Below are 18936 nucleotides of genomic sequence, written 5' to 3'. Positions count from 1 at the left end.
ATCCACTGCTATGCGCTTTTATAATAGTCAACTTTATGAGTTTGCTGGTATTTAGTGTATTCAATTTGCTGACCTTCAACAAATTGACCATCTACATACAAACCGCGTTTATCAGTTGCATGATTGTGAACTCGAATATGGTACTCTGCCTGCCTAAATTTTCGTTTAACTGAAAAACCAGCCCACTCATTTGGAATACATGGGGCAATAATCAACCCATGATAATCAGGCCGTACACCTAAAATATATTGCACGGCAGCATAATAACTCCAAGCAGCAGTCCCAGTTAACCAAGAGTTTTTAGCTTGACCAGGCGTAGCTGCGTCTTTACCTGCAATCATTTGTGAATAAACATATGGCTCTGTCTTGTGTGTTTGTTGCAAGTCTTGCAGATATATCGGATTAATACGCTGATAATACGCCATCGCTTTATCCGCGCGACCTAACATAGTTTCACTTATACAAATCCATGGGTTGTTGTGGCAAAAGATCCCTGCGTTTTCTTTATATCCTGGAGGGTAAGAAGATATTTCGCCTAATTCAATATGATAACGGCTAAAGGCTGGTTGTTGTAATACTATGCCAAAGTCGCATGCTAAATGTTTTTCCACCGAGTCTAAAGCGCTTTGCGCTTTGCCATTTTCTATGCCAATACCAGCCATCACACAAAAACCTTGAGATTCAATAAATATTTGACCCTCCTCATTTTTGTGGCTACCGATAGCATTACCATTAGCATCATATGCACGTAGAAACCATTGCCCATCCCAACCATGATCTTCAACTGCTTTAACCATATTATCGATATGAGCTTGCGCTATTTTAGCTTCTTGCAATTTATCTAATTGCTCACACAAACGCACAAACTCTTGACCATACAAAACAAATTGCCCTGCAATCATCAGTGACTCAGCAACTGAGTCTTGTTTGTGCTCAGTAGTTTGAAACGACTCATTCGGATCGTTTGAATAACAGTTTAAATTCAAACAATCATTCCAATCTGCTCGCCCAATCAGCGGTAAACCATGAGGGCCTAATTTATTGGCAATATGATAAAAAGCGCGTCTGAGGTGCTCAAAGTGACTCTCTGCTTGAGAATTGTCATCAAACGGAATTGCTTCATCTAGAATAGACCAATCACCCGTTTCTTTAATATAATTCGCTGTACCTAAGATCATCCACATTGGATCATCATTAAAGTTACCGCCGATATCTGCGTTGCCCTTTTTAGTTAAGGGCTGATACTGATGATAAGCTGAACCATCTTGTTTTTGTGTCGCAGATAAATCTAATAGGCGCTGCCGCACAGCGGTCGGTGCGATATGAGTAAAGCCTATGGTATCTTGATGGGAATCTCGGAATCCCATCCCCCTACCAATGCCAGATTCATAGTACGAAGCGCTCCGCGACATATTGAAAGTCACCATGTTTTGGTACTGATTCCAAATATTAACCGAACGATTAAACTTAACGTCAGGAGTTTCAACCTGACATATGCTTAAACACGCCTGCCAATAAGACCGTAATCGTTTACATTGATGGTCGAATTTTTGACTGGTATCAACATGAGTAAACAAATCACGCGCAGGAGATTGATTAATTTGGTTCAACGCTTGCCACTTATTGGTTTGTTCCAATTCACAATAACCCAACATAAAGACAATTTCTTCACTGTGGCCTGGAGCCAAATCTAACTTATGATGGTGTGATGCAATTGGTGACCAGCCATGCGCAACACTATTACTTGACTGATTTTTATCAACCGCTTGTGGACGCTCAAAACCATTGTACATACCAATAAATGCGTCTCTGTCAGTATCAAAACCATCTATGTCCTTATTACAGGTGAAAAAGGCATAATGATTCCGGCGCTCGCGGTATTCAGTTTTATGAAAAAGAAAATTCCCGTCAATTTCGACTTCGCCAGTCGACAGGTTGCGTTGAAAGTTTTCACCGTCGGTTTGCGCATTCCACAAGCACCATTCAATAAATGAAAATAACCCGATACGCTTGTGCTGCTTGCTGGTATTGGTTAATTTAAGTTTATACACTTCGGCATTCATCTGCAAAGGGATAGTTACGGTTAGTTCAGCCTGTAATTGATTCTTACGCGCGATAAATTTGCTATAACCTAGACCATGTCGGCACTGATAAAAATCTAGCTGCGTCTCGCTAGGGCGGCCACCTGGATTCCAAATAACCCCACCGTCATTAATGTAAAAATAACGACCGCCACTGTCCATAGGTACATTATTGTATCTATATCTTGTTAAGCGTCGAAATTTGGCATCTTTATAAAAACAATACCCGCCAGCCGTATTTGATATTAATCCATAAAAACCGTCATTACCTAAGTAATTAATCCAAGGCAAAGGGGTATAAGGCGAAGTAATCACAAACTCCTTATTGTCATCATCAAAATAGCCATACGATGTTTCTGATTTATGTGTCATAAAGTTAATCTTCTAATTTATTGTACCAATTTATTTTTAACGTCAGGGCCGAGCACACTAATAGCGACAACGTAATAGCCACGGCTGACCAATTCTTCATTACTATGTATATAGGCAATGCAACTAAGCTAGTTTGCAAAACGATTCCAACGGCGACATTAAACATATCGCGCTTAAAATTATTGTTGACGGGAAAATCTGCTTGCTCAGCCAATACCGCTTGTTTAATGGGCCCCCAAAATCCCCACGGCCGAACTTTACGATAGAAATCTTTCAGCAATTCAGGATCTTCAGCTTTAGTCAACAAGCTGCCGCCAACGGCACCAGCAATTGACACAACAAGTAACAGCGGAAATAAATACAATGGTAAAATATCTCTAGCGATAGTGGGGAATAAATCGCCGAATACAATTGGAAACACCATAGCGCCTATAATCCCACTTAACATCCCCCAAAAATATCCAAATCCATTTAACCGCCACCAATACCATTTGAGTACGTTTGAGACGACATACCCGCCCCACAATCCTGATACTAACCATTGCAAGACACTATTAATGCTAGTAATCGCAAATCCAATAAACGTACTAATTGCCACAACCAAAATCGAGACTAGATAACTCGCATGAATCAGCCTTTTGTTTGAAGCATTAGGGTTGATGTAACGTTTGTAGATGTCATTTACTAGATAAGCTGGCGCAGCATTGACAGTAGAAGCAAAGGTTGACATAAATGCAGCCAATAGCCCAGCAAGCAACAAGCCCAAAATACCGGTTGGCGCAAATTGTAAAATGGCACTTGGTAGAATACCTTCAAAGTCGAGTTTGCCTCCCACCAACAAGTTAAGTTCTTGATAATAAACAATCGCTAGCACGGTAAAACCCGCAATCATAAAGTAGCGAATGGGCATCAGTGCAATTGAGACAAAACCACTCATAAGCGAAGCTTCTTTAGGTGATTTAGTCGCTAGAATTTTTTGCATATCGTAATTCGGTGCAGGTCCAGCGGCACTGACTAAAATCCCCTTAAACAATAACATCATCACAAACAAACCAAACAGGTTATAGCCATCTGTATTGATTTTCTGATTCACCTCGTCAACTATACCCGACCAATCTAGGTTTAAATTCCATCCAAAAAACGGATTACCCCAACCTTCAGGTGTTGCGGCTTGTAACGCCTCAGGCGAGACTTGTGTCATTGCAATAAAGCCAATTGCAAGTGAAGCAATGGTAATAATTAAAAACTGAACTACGTCCGCCCACACAATACTCATCATGCCACCTAACATGACATAAAAAGTAGCAATACTGGTAAAAATGATCCCATAGAAATGTGGTACGTACTCTGGTGCAATGTCAAAAGGCACATAGGCCGAAACAGCAGAAAACGGTACAAAAATCTCAACAAACTTGCCAATGCCAATAAATCCATAAGCTAAAAAGCCTAAAACACTGATCACCGCAAATAGTACAACAACCATATGAGACAGCTTACCGCCAGTGTCATCGCCAAAACGCGTCCGTATCCACTCAGCTCCAGTTAATACGCCTGACCGGCGAACCCATGCTGATAAAAATATCATCAAAAACACCTGGTTGAATACAGGCCACAACCAAGGGATCCACACACTCTTCATGCCATAAACAAAACACAGTGTTACCAGCCACATGGTGCCTGAAATATCAAACATACCCGATGCATTGGATAACCCAAGCATGTACCAAGGCAGTTTGTTCCCGCCCATATAGTAGCTTTTCATATCCTTGCTTGCTTTACGCTTCAGTAGGATGCCAATAATAATAGTGCTCGCTAAGTAAGCTAAAATTATAAAGATGTCTATCGACGACATTGTCATATTAGTGCCTGTATATTGTTATTATGTTTGTTCAAAAAGCTGCTAGTGGCATAAGCCATAACAAACTCATAAATAAAATAGCCAATTAAGAAAACGTTTTCAATAGCAAAACACAAAAAATTTACATCAAATATACAAGCAGGTTTTATATTCACGGAACAACTAACAAAGTGGCTTTAATACAAGGAATGGACAAACAAGCGCCGAATAAATAACTATCGAACTCACTCTGGGAAAAAGAAAATCTACAGAGCACAAAGGGAATATTTGAATTAAATAGAGAATGGTGGGTCATGCAAGATTCGAACTTGCGACCAATGGATTAAAAGTCCACTGCTCTACCAGCTGAGCTAATGACCCGTCAGGGAATCGCTAAAAGAATGGTGGGTCATGCAAGATTCGAACTTGCGACCAATGGATTAAAAGTCCACTGCTCTACCAGCTGAGCTAATGACCCGTCAGGGAATCGCTAAAAGAATGGTGGGTCATGCAAGATTCGAACTTGCGACCAATGGATTAAAAGTCCACTGCTCTACCAGCTGAGCTAATGACCCATCCTATAGCGAGTAAATAAAAGTGGTGGGTCATGCAAGATTCGAACTTGCGACCAATGGATTAAAAGTCCACTGCTCTACCAGCTGAGCTAATGACCCACTTTCATTTTCAAGCCGAGTTACCAGAACCCTGCTTGCCAACGCGGGGCGTATAATACTGATATAACGGCTGAACGCAACAAATATTTCAATTTTTTTTAGTTTTTTTTGGTAATCTAGATACTTTGCTGAATATCTAAACAAACCAAGTTATTTTTTGTACAAATCTAGTTATTTAGTAGTTTTCAACAGCTATAAATCATTGAGTCGACCAGCTGCAAGTTTAGCTGAAGTTGAGTCAGGATATTGGCTAATTACCTGCTCATACTTAGCTTTTGCTTTGGTTTTATCACCTTGCTTTTGTGCAACCATAGCTAATTTGAAAATCGCGTCGGCACGTTTATTTGAATTTGGATACTGCTCAACGACAGTTTCAAAACTCTTTTCAGCGTCAGCAAATTCACCTTTGGTAAACAATAACTGTCCAAGCCAATAATGTGCATTCGGTTGATAAATTGAATTTGGGAACTGAGTGATAAATGCCCGAAATTCAGGAATTGCTTTATCGTATAACTTATCCTTAAGGACCAGGTTGACGGCCTTATCATACGCTTGATTCTCATCCAAATTTTCTGCGTAAGAAGCCGCGCCAGCCTGTACAGGATTAACCACTTTATTATCTGTGATCAAAGGCAGCTGACTTGAACTGGATGTCGGAGCTTGGCTTTTAAGCTCACTCATTTGTTGAGCCAATTGCGCTAACTTATCAAGCTCTTGATATAACTCTCGCTGACGCTCTAAAATTTGTGAAAGCTTGTAGTTATGCTCTTCCGAGATCCCACGTAATTGACTAATTTCCGTTTGCAAATAATCAACTTGTTGCGCTAACTCAACTTGAGAGCGCCCGCGTGCGTCATTTGCCCTTTCTATCATGTCTAAGCGCTCGCTTAGTGATAAATTTCTTTGCTCTGCATAAACAAAAGGAGCGCACGCCAAAGACGCCACTCCCATGCTTATAGCCACTAATTTACTTAGTTTAGCCATATATTTATTACTTTTAAGTTGATTAGTAAACTAATACTGCTCGACGGTTTTTAGAAAATGCCGCTTCGCTGCGAGACTTATCTAAAGGTTTTTCTTCACCGTAACTTACAGTTGAGATTTGTGAAGACATCACGCCTAAATTCTGTAAGTATTTTGCAACACTTTTAGCACGACGCTCACCTAAAGCGATATTGTACTCTGGTGTACCACGCTCATCACAGTGACCTTCAACCACAACTTTAGCAGTTGGGTTAGCACGTAAGTAAGCAGCATGAGCTTCTAAAATCTCAAAATATTTGCCTTGAATTTGAGAATCGTCGAAATCAAAGAAAAGTGTATTGGTTTTGCGCAATGTATCTTGCTTACGCTTTTCTTCTTCAACTTGCATTTGACGTTTTTGCTCTAACGTCATTACTTCAACTGTGTCACCATTGTTACCAGCTGTCGCACCTGTAGTAGCGGTTTCAGTCGCATTGGTTGAGGTTGCGGTTTCATCATCGCCAGTAGTGGTACTACAAGCTGCTGTTAACATAGGTAGAGCTACAACTAAATACTTCAATAATTGGGTAGGCTGCATCTGCTTTTCCTTATTATTAGTTAATTTTAAAAGTTAATATACCCCATTACATATAGGGTGACCAAGCCGGTGACTTAACTTGCCCGATACCTGAAGGTAAGCGAGCTTTAAAGCGTCCGTCGACAGATACCAGCGCAAGTACCTGATTTTGGCCATGTAATGTACTATAAATTATCATATTTCCGTTCGGAGATACACTAGGAGACTCATCCAAATATGTTTTAGTTAGCACCTGTATAGCTCCTGTGCGCAAATCCTGGCGCGCAATATGATAGTTTCCTCGAGTTCTGTTTACTGTGATTAAGCTTTTACCGTCTGGGGTAATAGAGCCGCCTAAATTCATTTCACCAGTAAATGTTAAACGTTTCTTTTTACCTGTGCGTAAATCAATTTGATACAACTGTGGTCGACCACCTATCTCGGAAGTCACCACCAATGATTGCCCATCAGGGTACCATGACGGCTCTGTGTCGATAGAGCGATTGTTGGTGACGCGAGTTAATTTGCGCGTCAATAAATCCATGACATATATTTCAGGATTACCATCTTTACTCAACACCATAGCCATTTTTGAACCATCAGGTGACCAACGAGGTGCACCGTTAATGCCCGGAAATGATGCAATCATTTCGCGGCTACCTGAATACAAATCGTGAATAAAAATCTGAGCTTGACGATTTTCGAACGTTACATAAGCCAATTTGGTTGCATCTGGCGACCAGGTCGGCGACATTAGTGGTTCGTTGCTTCTCACCACTTCCTGTTCATTATAACCATCGTAATCTGCTACTACGAGTTGATAAGGACGTTGCGGTTGATCCGTTACCAAAACATAAGCTATCTTAGTTTGGAATGCACCTTTTATGCCAGTTAACTTTTCAAATACGTTATCACTGATTGCATGTGCCACCCGGCGAAAATCGTTGCTCTCAAACTGAATTGGTTTACTAGCTAACATCACATGATCGTTGGATGTGACAAGCTGACCATCACTCAACATTTGTGCACCGCCGCCAGTAATTTGTCCACGAATAATATCAATAATTTGATAGGTTACTGTGAACACTCCCGGGCGCGCATCACGGATTTGCCCTAAAATAATGGTGTCTATGCCCTTTTCAGCCCATGCGGTAAAATCTACATCCTTATCTGTCATTGGCTGTTGAGGCATTTCCATGACAGCTTTTGGGTTAAATTTACCACTGCGTGCCAAATCTGCTGAGATTACATCAGCCAATCCAACAGGCAATGTTTGAATGCCATCGTAAGAAAAAGGAATCACTGCAATTGGTTTAGCACCGTCTAAACCTTCGGTTATTAAAATTTCAATCGCTGCAAAACTTGGGGTTATAAACAACAATCCAAAAATTAGGGTAAAAACTTTTTTCATTATTTAACGCTCTAAATTCTATTTTTCAGGTGCAACGGTTAAGTTTATATCTCTAAGCTGTGCAGTGACTTCTGGATCTTCCGATACAGGCATCTGATTAGTTTTGTACACTGCACGCTCTGCTTCTTGGCAAGTTTGGGGATGACCAGACAAAGTTTTAACTTGTGTGACAAACCCGTTATTGGCCAATTTTATGTTTAACTTACAACTTGTTCCTGCCAATGATGGGTCAGTAAACAAATTGCTTTGAATTGCTGAACGGATTAATGCAACGTATTTGTCACGTTCGCTCATAATGTATTGTTGACGCTGGGCATTACGCGCTTCCATTTCAGCTTTCATTTGTTGTTCTAATAGCCTTTGCTGCTCTGCTTTTTCAAGTGCTTCACGCTCTTTACGTTTGCGCTCTTCTTCTGCTTTTTTCAATGCTTCAGCTTTCCGCTTAGCTTCAGCTTCGGCTTTTTTCGCTTCTTCTGCAGCTTTTCTAGCCTGCTCTTGAGCTCGGCGTTTTGCAGCCTCTTGCTTCTCGACTTCTTGTTTTAGCTTTTTCGCACGTTCTGCTTCTTTAATTTGGCGCTCTTTAGCCGCCCGCGCTTCTGCTTCTGCTTGTTTTCTTTGTTTGGATAATTTTTCAATATTTTGTTCGTTTGCACGGCGCTTTTGTTCCGCTGCACGAGCTCTGCGTTCTAGTTCGGCAACACGTTGCTCTTCAGCTTGCTGCTTCGCCATTTTTTGTTGCTCTAACTTTTTAATTTGTTGGGCTAAAGCCGTTTTATCGACTGATACAGCGTTTACAACTTCCGCCTGCATCGGCTGCGGCGTATGTTTTGGCGTGACAAACTCCATACTAGAAACCAATACTAGCAACATAGCCGAATGCAAAACAATCGATACAACTAAAGCAATTGGAAATTGCATTATTGCTCTCCCACTGGATCAGTCATAAGACCCACCGACTTGACACCTTGCTTTTGCAACAGCACCATTAAACTCACGACAGCATCATAATCTACCTTTCTGTCCCCTTCTACCATTATGGGTCTGTCAGGTTCTACTTGCAGAAAAGCGGCAACGATGGTGGCAATTTCACTTGGATTTAATGGACCATCTTTTTTAGATCCATCCGTTACAAAATATTCATAATCCTGTGTTACCGAAACCACTATCGGCGGTTTGCTATCTTCAGCCAACGGGTTAGCCTCGGCTTTTGGTAAATCTACATTTACCCCTGCGGTAATCAGTGGAGCTGTCACCATGAAAATAATTAACAACACCAACATAACGTCTATATATGGTACGACATTAATATCAGAAACTGGACGACGGCGCTTGCGCTGGTACATAGCAGACTATTCTCCGCCTTTTTCTATTTTTGCAATGGCCTGACGATGAATAATAGATGAAAACTCTTCCATAAAGTTAATCATACCATTTTCTATTTTCTCAACTCTGTTGGAAAAGCGATTATATGCAATTACCGCAGGTATCGCGGCAAATAAACCCATTGCGGTTGCAATAAGTGCTTCTGCTATGCCTGGTGCAACCATAGACAATGTCGCTTGTTTTACTTCACCAAGCGCAATAAATGCATTCATGATACCCCAAACGGTACCAAATAAACCTATGTAAGGACTAATAGAACCAACTGTTGCTAAAAACGGTAAGTGCGATTCAAGCTTATCGACTTCTCTTGACATGGAAACTCGCATTGCTCTGTGCGTAGCATCCATGATGGCTTCAGGAGAACAATGAGGGGTTTTACGCATTCGAGCGAATTCTTTGAAACCGGCTTTAAATACACTTTCACTTGCATTTGATTCACCGATTTTATGCGAAACTTCATGATACAAGTTAGCCAGCTCAACACCTGACCAAAACCTATCTTCAAAACTTCGACTGTCTTTGTGAGCTTTGCTTAAAATACTGCTGCGTTGGAAAATCATTGCCCAAGATATAATTGACAGAGCTAATAACAACAGCATTACCGCTTTTACTAACAAGCTTGCTTGTAAAAATAAACCGATAAAAGACATATCAGCAGACACTTTGTAATTCCCCTAAAATAAATTCTGGTATTCGTATCGGTTTAAGTTGCTGCAAATCTACACAAGCAATTTCAATAATTGCGGTATTAATGACTCGCTCGCTTCTTTCGATACGTTGCTCAAATTCAATTCGAGCTCTTTTTAGCGCATGTATTTTGGTCACCACAGTTAACCTATCATTAAACTTTGCTGCCAAAACGTTATCTATAGTTATACGTTTTACCACAAAACCAATATGCTTTGCGAGTAAACCATCTTGTTCTATGCCCAAATTTGATAAAAACTCCGTTCGAGCACGCTCATAATACTTCAAATAATTTGCATGATAAACCAATCCACCAGCATCAGTATCCTCATAATAGACCCGAACTGGAAATTTAAATTCCGCTGCACCCACTAATTATTTTCTCCACTTGCAGGGTATTGCAAGCCAAAGTGCACATAAGCATTGGCAGTAGCAATACGTCCTCTTGGTGTGCGTTGAACAAACCCTTGTTGGATTAAAAAAGGTTCAATCACATCTTCGATAGTATCTTTTTCTTCCCCTATTGCTGCGGCCAAGTTGTCTAAACCAACAGGTCCACCAGCAAATTTCTCAATAATGGCTTCTAATAATTTTTTGTCCATATAGTCAAAGCCTTTCCTATCAACATCAAGTAAATCGAGCGCTTGAGCGGCAATTTTCTCATCGGCTTTACCATTTGACTTTACGTCAGCAAAATCGCGCACACGTCGCAATAAACGATTCGCAATACGAGGTGTCCCGCGAGCACGTCTGGCAACCTCTAGTGCACCTTGCTCGTTTAAATCCATTGCCAAATGATGTGCTGAGCGCTTAACGATAGACTGTAACTCATCTACCGTATAAAACTCGAGTCTTTGCACCAAACCAAAACGGTCACGCAATGGCGAGGTCAATGAACCGGCTCGTGTTGTCGCTCCGACCAGTGTAAACGGAGGCAAATCTAACTTAATTGAACGAGCGGCAGGCCCCTCACCTATCATAATGTCTAGTTGGTAATCTTCCATTGCTGGGTATAAAACCTCTTCCACCACTGGACTTAATCGATGGATTTCGTCGATAAATAACACATCATGCGGTTCAAGATTGGTTAACAATGCAGCTAGATCACCAGCTTTTTCTAAAACAGGCCCTGAGGTTGTTTTTATATTCACGCCCATTTCATTGGCGATAATACGTGCAAGTGTCGTTTTACCTAACCCTGGCGGGCCAAATATCAGCACATGGTCTAACGCATCTGCGCGCTTGCGTGCCGCTTCAATTGCGATATTCATCTGTTCAACCACACGCTTTTGCCCAGTGTAATCAGCGAGCTTTTCTGGACGTATTGCCCTATCTATTATTTCTTCATCTGATTGTGCACTGGCACTGATAATTCTGTCTGCTTCAATCATGTTTACAACATACTCTTGAGGGCTTGGCGAATAATTTCTTCACTCGACAAACCTGTTTTTGCAACTTTTTTCACCGCACTTTCAGCTTGATTTGTTTTATACCCCAAAGCAACCAGAGCTTCAATTGCGTCTTGACCACTCGACGGTTCAGTATTTTGAATCATTGGCTCTGAGGTCGACTCAAGCATGATGCCGCTAGAAACCATTTGTGCCGACCATTTGACCAGCTTGTCTTTCATTTCTAACAACAATCGTTCGGCGGTTTTTTTGCCTACACCAGGCACTTTTACCAACAGACCAACAGATTCACTTTGCACGATAGATATAAACTCTTCTGCGCTCATGGCTGACAATATTGCCAACGCTAGTTTTGGTCCAACACCATTTGCTTTCAATAGTTCACGGAACAAGTCTCTATGCAGTCGATTGTGAAAACCATACAAGGTATGTGCATCTTCGCGAATGACTTGGTGTATGTAAATAGATGCAGATTGGTTTAATTCTGGTAGCTTGTAAAAACTGGTCATAGGCAAAAATACCTCATAACCAACACCTGCCACGTCTAAAATACATTCAGGGGGCAGTTTTTCAATTACTTTACCGGTTAACTTAGCAATCATTTTGTCTCCTAACGCAAACGTCCACGCACGGTTTTACGTGCTTGCCCTGCTAAACTGATTAAGCTTTGCTGTGTATGCCCATGACATAAAGCAACAGCTAATGCATCCGCAGCATCTGCTTGAGGGGCTTTGGTTAATTTTAAAATATGGCTGACCATATGCTGGACTTGTGTTTTTTCAGCACTACCTTTACCAACGACTGCTTGTTTAATTTGTCGAGCAGAATACTCTGCAACAGGCAATTTAGCATGACCAGCAGCCACAATCGCGGCACCTCGTGCTTGGCCGAGCTTCAGCGCCGAATCAGGGTTGTGTGCAACAAACACCTGCTCTATGGCAAACAAATCAGGTTGGTATTGTTCAATAAGCTGACTAACTGCATTAAAAATAACAATCAGACGCTCAGCTAGCGGATCATTGCCCAAACGGATACAACCGCTTCCCATATATTGAAAGTGGCGTCCATGCTGACGTACCACACCGTACCCGGTAATACGCGAACCAGGATCTATACCTAAAATAATACTCAAGACAGCCTCAATAATAAAAAGGCGGTGAAGTCACCGCCTTTTTAAAACAGATTAAATTTATTTGGCAGGCAGTTTAATTTCAATCGCTAAATCCGCTAGTTGCTGAGGATTAGCATTTCCTGGTGCGTCGGTTAATGGACATGCTGCCGTGGTTGTTTTTGGAAAGGCCATAACGTCACGAATAGAAGATGCCCCAGTCATTAACATCACCAAGCGGTCTAAGCCAAATGCTAAACCTGCATGCGGAGGAGCACCAAATTTAAGTGCATCAAGTAAAAATCCAAATTTTTCTTGAGCTTCTTCTTCACCGATACCCAAAATTTCAAATACAACTTGTTGCATATCTTGGTCATGAATACGAACAGAGCCACCACCAACTTCAACCCCGTTTAAAACCATGTCGTATGCGTTTGAAAGTGTTTTTTCAGGTTGCTGTTTAAGTTCTTGAGCCGTTACTCCTACAGGTGCAGTAAACGGATGATGCAGTGGCGTTAATCCGCCATCTTCAAGCTCTTCAAACATTGGGAAGTCAACAACCCAAAGCGGTTTCCATTCATCTGCGACCAAGCCTAAAGATTCGCCAATTTTTAGACGTAATGCACCAATTGCTTCACTGACGACTGTGTACTTGTCACTACCAAAGAATAAGATATCGCCTGTTTCTGCTGCTGTACGGTCGATAATCGCTAACGCAACCTCTTCAGGCAAGAATTTAAGAATAGGCGATTGTAGTCCTTCTACCCCTTTGCTTACATCGTTTACTTTAATCCAAGCTAACCCTTTAGCACCATAAATACCGACAAATTTGGTTAGTTCATCAATGTCTTTGCGAGAAAATTTGTCCGCGCCTTGTGGCACTTTTAACGCAGCGACTCGACCTTTAGGATCGTTAGCAGGGCCTGAAAATACTTTAAATTCTACACCTTGAAGCAAATCGGCTACATCAACCATTTCTAACGGAATGCGCAAATCAGGTTTGTCACTGCCATATTTTGTCATAGCCTCATGATATGTCATGCGAGGAAATTCGCCCAAATCAACGTCCAATAGGTTTTTAAACAATTGACGCGTCATGTCTTCGGTCACCGACATAACTTCATCAGCCGACATAAAAGAAGTTTCAATATCGATTTGAGTAAATTCAGGTTGACGATCAGCACGTAGATCTTCGTCACGAAAGCACTTAACGATTTGATAATATCTGTCCATGCCTGCCATCATCAACAATTGCTTAAATAGCTGTGGTGACTGAGGTAGGGCGAAAAATTGACCTTTGTGCGTTCTGCTCGGCACCAAATAATCGCGAGCACCTTCTGGAGTTGCTTTGGTTAAAATTGGGGTTTCGATATCCATAAAATCATGGCTATCAAGATAATTGCGAATTTGGCTGGTAACTTTTGCTCTAAACTTTAATCGCTGCGCCATTTCTGGGCGACGTAAATCTAAATAACGGTATTTGAGTCTTTGCTCTTCAGAATTATTAAGATGACCATCCATATTCAAAGGCAAAGGTGCTGCAGCATTTAAGATGGTTAACTCTGATGCTAATATTTCAACCGCACCTGTTGCCATAGTTTTGTTAACTTGGCTATCAGGGCGAGCACGCACAGCGCCAGTTAATTGAATACAAAACTCGTGTTTTAATTTATTTGCAGTGCTAAACAGTTGTTCAAAATCGGGATCAACAACAACTTGGACAATACCTTTAACATCTCGAACATCTAAAAATATCAGACCACCTAAGTCTCGGCGACGGTTAACCCAACCGCATAAGGTCACATTTTGGCCAACTAACGATTCATCAATTTGTCCACAATAATGGCTTCGCATAATCAGTACAATTCCTAGCTAGAAAATCGACTTTTGCCCCACCATGGTCACAAAAGTCTAAATTAATCAAAATTGCGCTGGATTATATACTAGCTAATGGCGCATTGTCATTTTTGCTTCAACGCTATACCACCAGCTTAAGCATTTTTGTAGTAATAAATAATTAATTGGAACCAAAAACAACGTTACGAATGGCGCAAACAAGATGCCAAAACCAAGTGAGACAGCCATAGGTACTAAAAATGCTGCTTGCGAAGAACCGTCGATAATTAAAGGAAAAAGACCCAAAAAGGTCGTCATAGACGTCAACATTACAGGTCGCAACCGAGTTGACGTGACCTTCATGACAGATTCAAGTAAAGAATGTGTTTTGTGGTACTGTTTATTAATAAATTCAACCAATACCACCGCATCATTCACAACAACCCCTACAAGCGCAATTAGTCCGATAAAACTCATCATGGTTAATTCAATTGACATTAACCAATGCCCTGCCATCGAGCCGATAACACTAAAAGGGATCACTGACATGACAATAAGTGGGTGTATATAAGACTTAAATGGAATAGCCAACAATCCATAAATTACAATCAGCGCGGCTAATATCCCCCACTTTAACGATTCCAATGTTTGTTTAAGTTCGCTGCTTTCCCCGACCAGCTTAAAGCTTAGATGCGGAAAATCTTCAGCCAATTCGTGTAAATATTCTTCTAATAAATTGTTCAACTTTCGAATATCGATTTTAGGATCAGAGAAATCAGCGGTAATATCAATACTACGTTGATGATCAACACGTCTAATAATTTGTGGACCGGTATCAATAGTAAAATTTGCCAATTGCGATAGCGGTACATGTTTGCCACCGTTTAGATGGATCATAAATCGTTGCAAATCAGGCAAACTACTGCGTTCATTTAACGGCAAGCGTACTTTTACTTTGACTTCCTGACCATGGCGAATTATCCGCTGCACTTCTATGCCCCAAAAACCCGCTCTGACTTGTTTGAGCAATTCAGAGCGCGTTACCCCAAGTGATTTAGCCAAGGGCGTAAGCTCTATAAACAGTTGCTGCCGACCTGGGATATAATTATCAGCAACATCTTCAACATAAGGAATTGTTGCAAGTTTAGTTTTGACAATCTGAGCGACTTTTTGCAGTTCATTTAAGTTTTCGCCTGACACACGAATATCGATAATGTTGTTGGTTTTACCCGCTTGAGATTCAAAAACCAAACTTTCAGCGCCAATCACCGGGCCTATCAAACTTCGCCATTCATCTTCTAATTCAAGACTTGTAATTGGCAAGTTATGTTGCTCTGCTGGCATTAGATCAAAGCTAACATATCCCATGTAGGGATTATTCTCTTCGTCACCGGCAGCGCCAGACACAGACACTATGTTACGTACAATACTTAGGCCACTACTTGGATCGATATAATTGGCTTGTAGCTGTTGCGCTTGCTGTTGAATATGCTGAATATTTTTTTCAACTATTTGGGTGTTGGTTCCAGCTGGCATGGTGAGTACAACTTTAACTTGATCACTGCTGATTTTCGGGAAAAAGATAAATTTATTTTCACCGGTAAACACAGCAGATACAACCACTAAGAAGAAACCAAAAAATATCACCAAACAACTAAATTTGTATTCAATACACCAACTTAACGCAGGTCGATAATAACGCTCGCTATGATAAGCAAATGCATAGTTGATTTTTTGTTGCCAACGAGCTAGCCCTGTTACCTGATTGCCTGTTTGTAATTGAACAAACTTGAGCCTAGCGGGTAAAACCCACTTGGTCTCAATTAAACTAAATAGCAGTACGGGGATTACCACAGCGGCAATTTGGCTTAAAATAATACCTTGCGTGCCCGTAACAAAAAACAGCGGGATAAAGGCAACAACAGTCGTCAATAACCCTAGTGTCACTGGTTGAGCGACTTCTTTCGTACCGGCAATTGCGGCATGTAAACCTGATTCAGCATGCTCTAAATGGCTATAAACATTTTCGCCAGTGACGATGGCATCATCCACCACCATACCCAAAACCAAAATAAAACCAAACATGCTAATCAAATTAAGACTCACACCAAAAAATGGCATCACGGCAAATGCACCAAGAAAACTCAGCGGGATCCCCAAAAACACCCAAAATGCCACTGCAGGTCGTAAAAACAATGTCAACATTAACAAGACTAATATACTGCCGTACACAGCACTGCTCACCATTCCAGAGATACGATTTTTTAGGCGCTCTGCATTATCACTCCAATGACTAATGAAAATCCCCTCGGGCAAGTTTTCTTGCTTACGCGCTAAAAACTCTTTGACTAATTGCGCAATACGTATGGCGTTTTGCTGCTCAGTTTGCAATATCTCGATAAATACCGCTGGGTAACCGTTAAATCTTGTGTTTAGCGCCAACTCAGCAAATCCATCGTCAATTTGCGCGACTTGATGCAATTTTAATGTACTTCCATCTGGCTGATATTTAACAACAATATTATTGAGTGCATCACCCGTGTAGGCCTGTCCTTGTGAGCGGATTATAATATCGCCATTCGGCGAGTATAAATAACCAGCCGATAAGTCTTGGGCATTTTCAGCGATAGCATTAGCAATTTGCTCGAAGCTCAGTCTATATTTCTGCAGATTTTCGGTAGGAACTTCAATCGAAATCTCATAATCTGGTGCATGCTTCATTAATAGCTTTCTTAATTCTGGCAAAGTCGCCAATTCACTAAAAAGTTGCTCTGAGTAGCGCCTTAACACCTGTTGCGGTTGCTCTCCATAAACAGCGATACCCAAAACTGGGGTAAATTCATTTTTGATTTGAATTTTTGGATTATCTATCTCATGCGGTAGCGTGTTAATTGCGTTGATTTTCAATTGAATTTTTTGCATTGCTTCGTTCACATCAACGTTATTGTGAAGTTTAGCAATGACATGACTATACTCCTGGCGTGATTGACTATGAATCTGTGCAACTTCCGCCAATTCACGTAGCGCAGATTCAATATGCGTTGTCACTTTTAACTCAACATCTGATGGTACGGCTGCTGGATAGCGCACACTGATTTCAATTTGCTCAGATTCTAACTTGGGTAGGACTTGTTGCGGTATCTGATAAACTAAAGACCAAGCGCCGGCCAACAACAAACATGCCATCAACAAGTTGGCTGCGATATCGTTTTTAGCAAACCAAGCTATCATTGTGCACCCAACGCAAAAGCATTAACATGGATATTGGTAGGCACTTGACCAAGCGGTGTCACGACCAGAGAATCTCCCTGTTTTAATCCGTTTTTAACAACAACGTGCTGATGGTCGCGCCAAACAATATCCAACTTACGCTTAATCAATTTATTTTGTTCAACCACATAGGCGTACTCATTTTGATACACAGCCTGAGGCTTGATAACAAATACCTCATCAACCGAGATCCCATTAAAGTAGGCAGTAACATATTGCCCAATTTTTAACGGTTGTTCACCTTGATTTAATTCGTAAGGTTTTGGAATAGAAACAATTACATGTAGTTGCTGGCTTGCATTATCAATTGCCCCCTCTGTTCGAATTAATTGACCTTGCCATTGCGAAGTTTTTCCTAGATTAGATTCAATGGTGACATGAGTTGTTACAACTCTGCCTTGTTGTCTATTGACCACGTTCGGCAGCTCAACCAGAGGCAAATCTTCATTATTCAACGGCAGCCTTACTTCAAAGGCATCGATTGCATAAATCTCACCAAGGACATTACCGCGACCAACAACTTGGCCTATCGCTACATTTTTCTTCAGTGTATAACCATCGTAAGGCGCAGTGATCTCAGTGCGCTCTAAATTTAATTTTGCTTTATTGAGTTTAGCTTCTGCTGAAATTAAGTTAGCCTCTGCGGCAGCTAACTGAGGCTTGCGCAACACAAGATCTGATGGAACTTTGTCGCCTTGTGCTCTATGCCAATCTTGCTTTGCTTGTTGTGCTTTCGCCAACTCCTGCAAATAATTTTGTTTTGCGTTTAAATATCCAGCATTTGCTACATCGACGTCTGATTGATAGTCTCTTTTATCTATCGCCACCAACAGCTCGCCTTGTTTAAAAAAGCCGCCACTGAAAAAGCCTGAGTTTAAATAGGTAATTTGTCCGCCAATCTGACTGACAACCTGCCCTTGGGTTCGTGCTTGTACACGACCATACGAAGTAATCACTGGCGTAAAACTTTGTTTATTGACCGTTCGAACTTCAACGTTTAGTTGTGCCTTTTTGGGCAACTGAACTAAATGTTCATCATCGTCAGTCAACCAATACAAAGCAATAAATAAACTAAACAAGGTCAGCAAAACTAAAGGAAAGCTATCTCGCATCAGTGGTGGTCCTAATCTGTAACCAAGTGCATACAATAGTCAGCTTGCGCTTAATGCACAATTATCATAATTAATGGCTATAAGCTTAGAATTAACTTTATGATTTAACAACTAAAGCAACAACTTTTGTAGCAAGGGTAAAATTCAGATACTTTGCAGCAATTCCGCTTCGATTAGGGTAGAATCGCCACATCTAAGCAATCTTGAGCCTTATTC

Annotated in this window: 15 protein-coding genes and 4 tRNA genes; all 19 read right to left on the bottom strand. The window is 41.0% G+C overall.

Translation table 11 applies throughout. The features are described 5' to 3' along the window. Positions 1–8 precede the first annotated feature (8 nt). The 19 genes from DS2_RS05755 to DS2_RS05665 all read right to left on the bottom strand — a co-directional run bounded on the left by DS2_RS05755 (position 9) and on the right by DS2_RS05665 (position 18720). Positions 9–2453, bottom strand: a complete 2445-nt coding sequence (locus DS2_RS05755) for a GH36-type glycosyl hydrolase domain-containing protein (protein ID WP_035013712.1) — start codon at positions 2451–2453, stop codon at positions 9–11. Between the two features lie 4 nt (positions 2454–2457). Continuing rightward, the gene (locus tag DS2_RS05750; RefSeq protein ID WP_419177434.1) at positions 2458–4215 is read right to left on the bottom strand and encodes a sodium:solute symporter family protein; all 1758 of its coding nucleotides are present in this window, start codon (positions 4213–4215) and stop codon (positions 2458–2460) included. Positions 4216–4595: 380 nt separating this feature from the next. Beyond that, a tRNA-Lys gene (locus tag DS2_RS05745) sits at positions 4596–4671 on the bottom strand. Positions 4672–4692: 21 nt separating this feature from the next. Next, positions 4693–4768, bottom strand: a tRNA-Lys gene (locus DS2_RS05740). A 21-nt stretch (positions 4769–4789) separates the two neighbouring features. Next, positions 4790–4865, bottom strand: a tRNA-Lys gene (locus DS2_RS05735). Positions 4866–4888: 23 nt separating this feature from the next. Next, positions 4889–4964 (bottom strand) — tRNA-Lys (locus tag DS2_RS05730). 192 nt (positions 4965–5156) lie between these two features. Further along, on the bottom strand, positions 5157–5948 hold the full coding sequence (ybgF, locus tag DS2_RS05725; protein WP_035013710.1) for a tol-pal system protein YbgF: 792 nt from the start codon (positions 5946–5948) through the stop codon (positions 5157–5159). 22 nt (positions 5949–5970) lie between these two features. After that, positions 5971–6525 (bottom strand): peptidoglycan-associated lipoprotein Pal, encoded by a 555-nt coding sequence (pal, locus tag DS2_RS05720; RefSeq protein WP_035013709.1) that lies wholly within the window; start codon positions 6523–6525, stop codon positions 5971–5973. Between the two features lie 46 nt (positions 6526–6571). Further along, the gene (gene tolB / locus DS2_RS05715) at positions 6572–7915 is read right to left on the bottom strand and encodes a Tol-Pal system beta propeller repeat protein TolB (protein ID WP_035013707.1); all 1344 of its coding nucleotides are present in this window, start codon (positions 7913–7915) and stop codon (positions 6572–6574) included. An 18-nt stretch (positions 7916–7933) separates the two neighbouring features. Then, entirely contained in the window at positions 7934–8833 is a 900-nt protein-coding gene (tolA, locus tag DS2_RS05710; protein WP_051479650.1) for a cell envelope integrity protein TolA, read from the bottom strand. After that, positions 8833–9258 carry a protein TolR gene (gene tolR, locus DS2_RS05705; RefSeq protein ID WP_035013704.1) on the bottom strand — a complete coding sequence of 142 codons (426 nt, stop codon included), beginning with the start codon at positions 9256–9258 and terminating at the stop codon, positions 8833–8835. The genes tolA and tolR overlap by 1 nt, the downstream gene beginning before the upstream one ends. A 6-nt stretch (positions 9259–9264) precedes the next feature. Continuing rightward, positions 9265–9960 carry a protein TolQ gene (tolQ, locus tag DS2_RS05700; RefSeq protein ID WP_035013703.1) on the bottom strand — a complete coding sequence of 232 codons (696 nt, stop codon included), beginning with the start codon at positions 9958–9960 and terminating at the stop codon, positions 9265–9267. Continuing rightward, positions 9950–10357, bottom strand: coding sequence for a tol-pal system-associated acyl-CoA thioesterase (gene ybgC / locus DS2_RS05695; protein ID WP_035013702.1), 408 nt, complete (start codon positions 10355–10357; stop codon positions 9950–9952). Before ybgC ends, tolQ begins: the two co-directional genes overlap by 11 nt. Then, on the bottom strand, positions 10357–11376 hold the full coding sequence (gene ruvB / locus DS2_RS05690; RefSeq protein WP_035013701.1) for a Holliday junction branch migration DNA helicase RuvB: 1020 nt from the start codon (positions 11374–11376) through the stop codon (positions 10357–10359). The genes ybgC and ruvB overlap by 1 nt, the downstream gene beginning before the upstream one ends. Positions 11377–11378: 2 nt before the next feature. Further along, positions 11379–11996 carry a Holliday junction branch migration protein RuvA gene (gene ruvA, locus DS2_RS05685; protein WP_035013700.1) on the bottom strand — a complete coding sequence of 206 codons (618 nt, stop codon included), beginning with the start codon at positions 11994–11996 and terminating at the stop codon, positions 11379–11381. 8 nt (positions 11997–12004) lie between these two features. Beyond that, complete coding sequence (ruvC, locus tag DS2_RS05680) at positions 12005–12526, bottom strand: crossover junction endodeoxyribonuclease RuvC (protein ID WP_035013699.1); 522 nt, start codon at positions 12524–12526, stop codon at positions 12005–12007. A gap of 57 nt (positions 12527–12583) precedes the next feature. Beyond that, a complete protein-coding gene (gene aspS / locus DS2_RS05675) occupies positions 12584–14356 on the bottom strand; it encodes an aspartate--tRNA ligase (protein WP_035013698.1) in 1773 nt (590 codons plus the stop codon). Between the two features lie 93 nt (positions 14357–14449). Then, complete coding sequence (locus DS2_RS05670; protein ID WP_051479649.1) at positions 14450–17569, bottom strand: efflux RND transporter permease subunit; 3120 nt, start codon at positions 17567–17569, stop codon at positions 14450–14452. Further along, positions 17566–18720: an efflux RND transporter periplasmic adaptor subunit gene (locus tag DS2_RS05665; RefSeq protein WP_051479648.1), complete on the bottom strand. Its 1155-nt coding sequence runs from the start codon at positions 18718–18720 to the stop codon at positions 17566–17568. The genes DS2_RS05670 and DS2_RS05665 overlap by 4 nt, the downstream gene beginning before the upstream one ends. Positions 18721–18936: the final 216 nt, after the last annotated feature.

The organism is Catenovulum agarivorans DS-2, assembly GCF_000568405.1.
GTDB lineage: Bacteria > Pseudomonadota > Gammaproteobacteria > Enterobacterales > Alteromonadaceae > Catenovulum > Catenovulum agarivorans_A.
Note: the sequence above shows the minus strand (reverse complement) of the source record. Positions and strands in the feature narration are given on the sequence as shown.

What these genes read in the sequence shown, in the direction of transcription:
- tolB (WP_035013707.1), bottom strand. Translation starts at nt 7,915, where the DNA reads ATGAAAAAAGTTTTTACCCTAATTTTTGGATTGTTGTTTATAACCCCA.
- DS2_RS05750 (WP_419177434.1), bottom strand. Translation starts at nt 4,215, where the DNA reads ATGAAAAGCTACTATATGGGCGGGAACAAACTGCCTTGGTACATGCTT.
- tolA (WP_051479650.1), bottom strand. Translation starts at nt 8,833, where the DNA reads ATGCAATTTCCAATTGCTTTAGTTGTATCGATTGTTTTGCATTCGGCT.
- tolR (WP_035013704.1), bottom strand. Translation starts at nt 9,258, where the DNA reads ATGTACCAGCGCAAGCGCCGTCGTCCAGTTTCTGATATTAATGTCGTA.
- DS2_RS05665 (WP_051479648.1), bottom strand. Translation starts at nt 18,720, where the DNA reads ATGCGAGATAGCTTTCCTTTAGTTTTGCTGACCTTGTTTAGTTTATTT.
- ybgF (WP_035013710.1), bottom strand. Translation starts at nt 5,948, where the DNA reads ATGGCTAAACTAAGTAAATTAGTGGCTATAAGCATGGGAGTGGCGTCT.
- ruvA (WP_035013700.1), bottom strand. Translation starts at nt 11,996, where the DNA reads ATGATTGCTAAGTTAACCGGTAAAGTAATTGAAAAACTGCCCCCTGAA.
- DS2_RS05670 (WP_051479649.1), bottom strand. Translation starts at nt 17,569, where the DNA reads ATGATAGCTTGGTTTGCTAAAAACGATATCGCAGCCAACTTGTTGATG.
- DS2_RS05755 (WP_035013712.1), bottom strand. Translation starts at nt 2,453, where the DNA reads ATGACACATAAATCAGAAACATCGTATGGCTATTTTGATGATGACAAT.
- aspS (WP_035013698.1), bottom strand. Translation starts at nt 14,356, where the DNA reads ATGCGAAGCCATTATTGTGGACAAATTGATGAATCGTTAGTTGGCCAA.
- pal (WP_035013709.1), bottom strand. Translation starts at nt 6,525, where the DNA reads ATGCAGCCTACCCAATTATTGAAGTATTTAGTTGTAGCTCTACCTATG.
- ruvB (WP_035013701.1), bottom strand. Translation starts at nt 11,376, where the DNA reads ATGATTGAAGCAGACAGAATTATCAGTGCCAGTGCACAATCAGATGAA.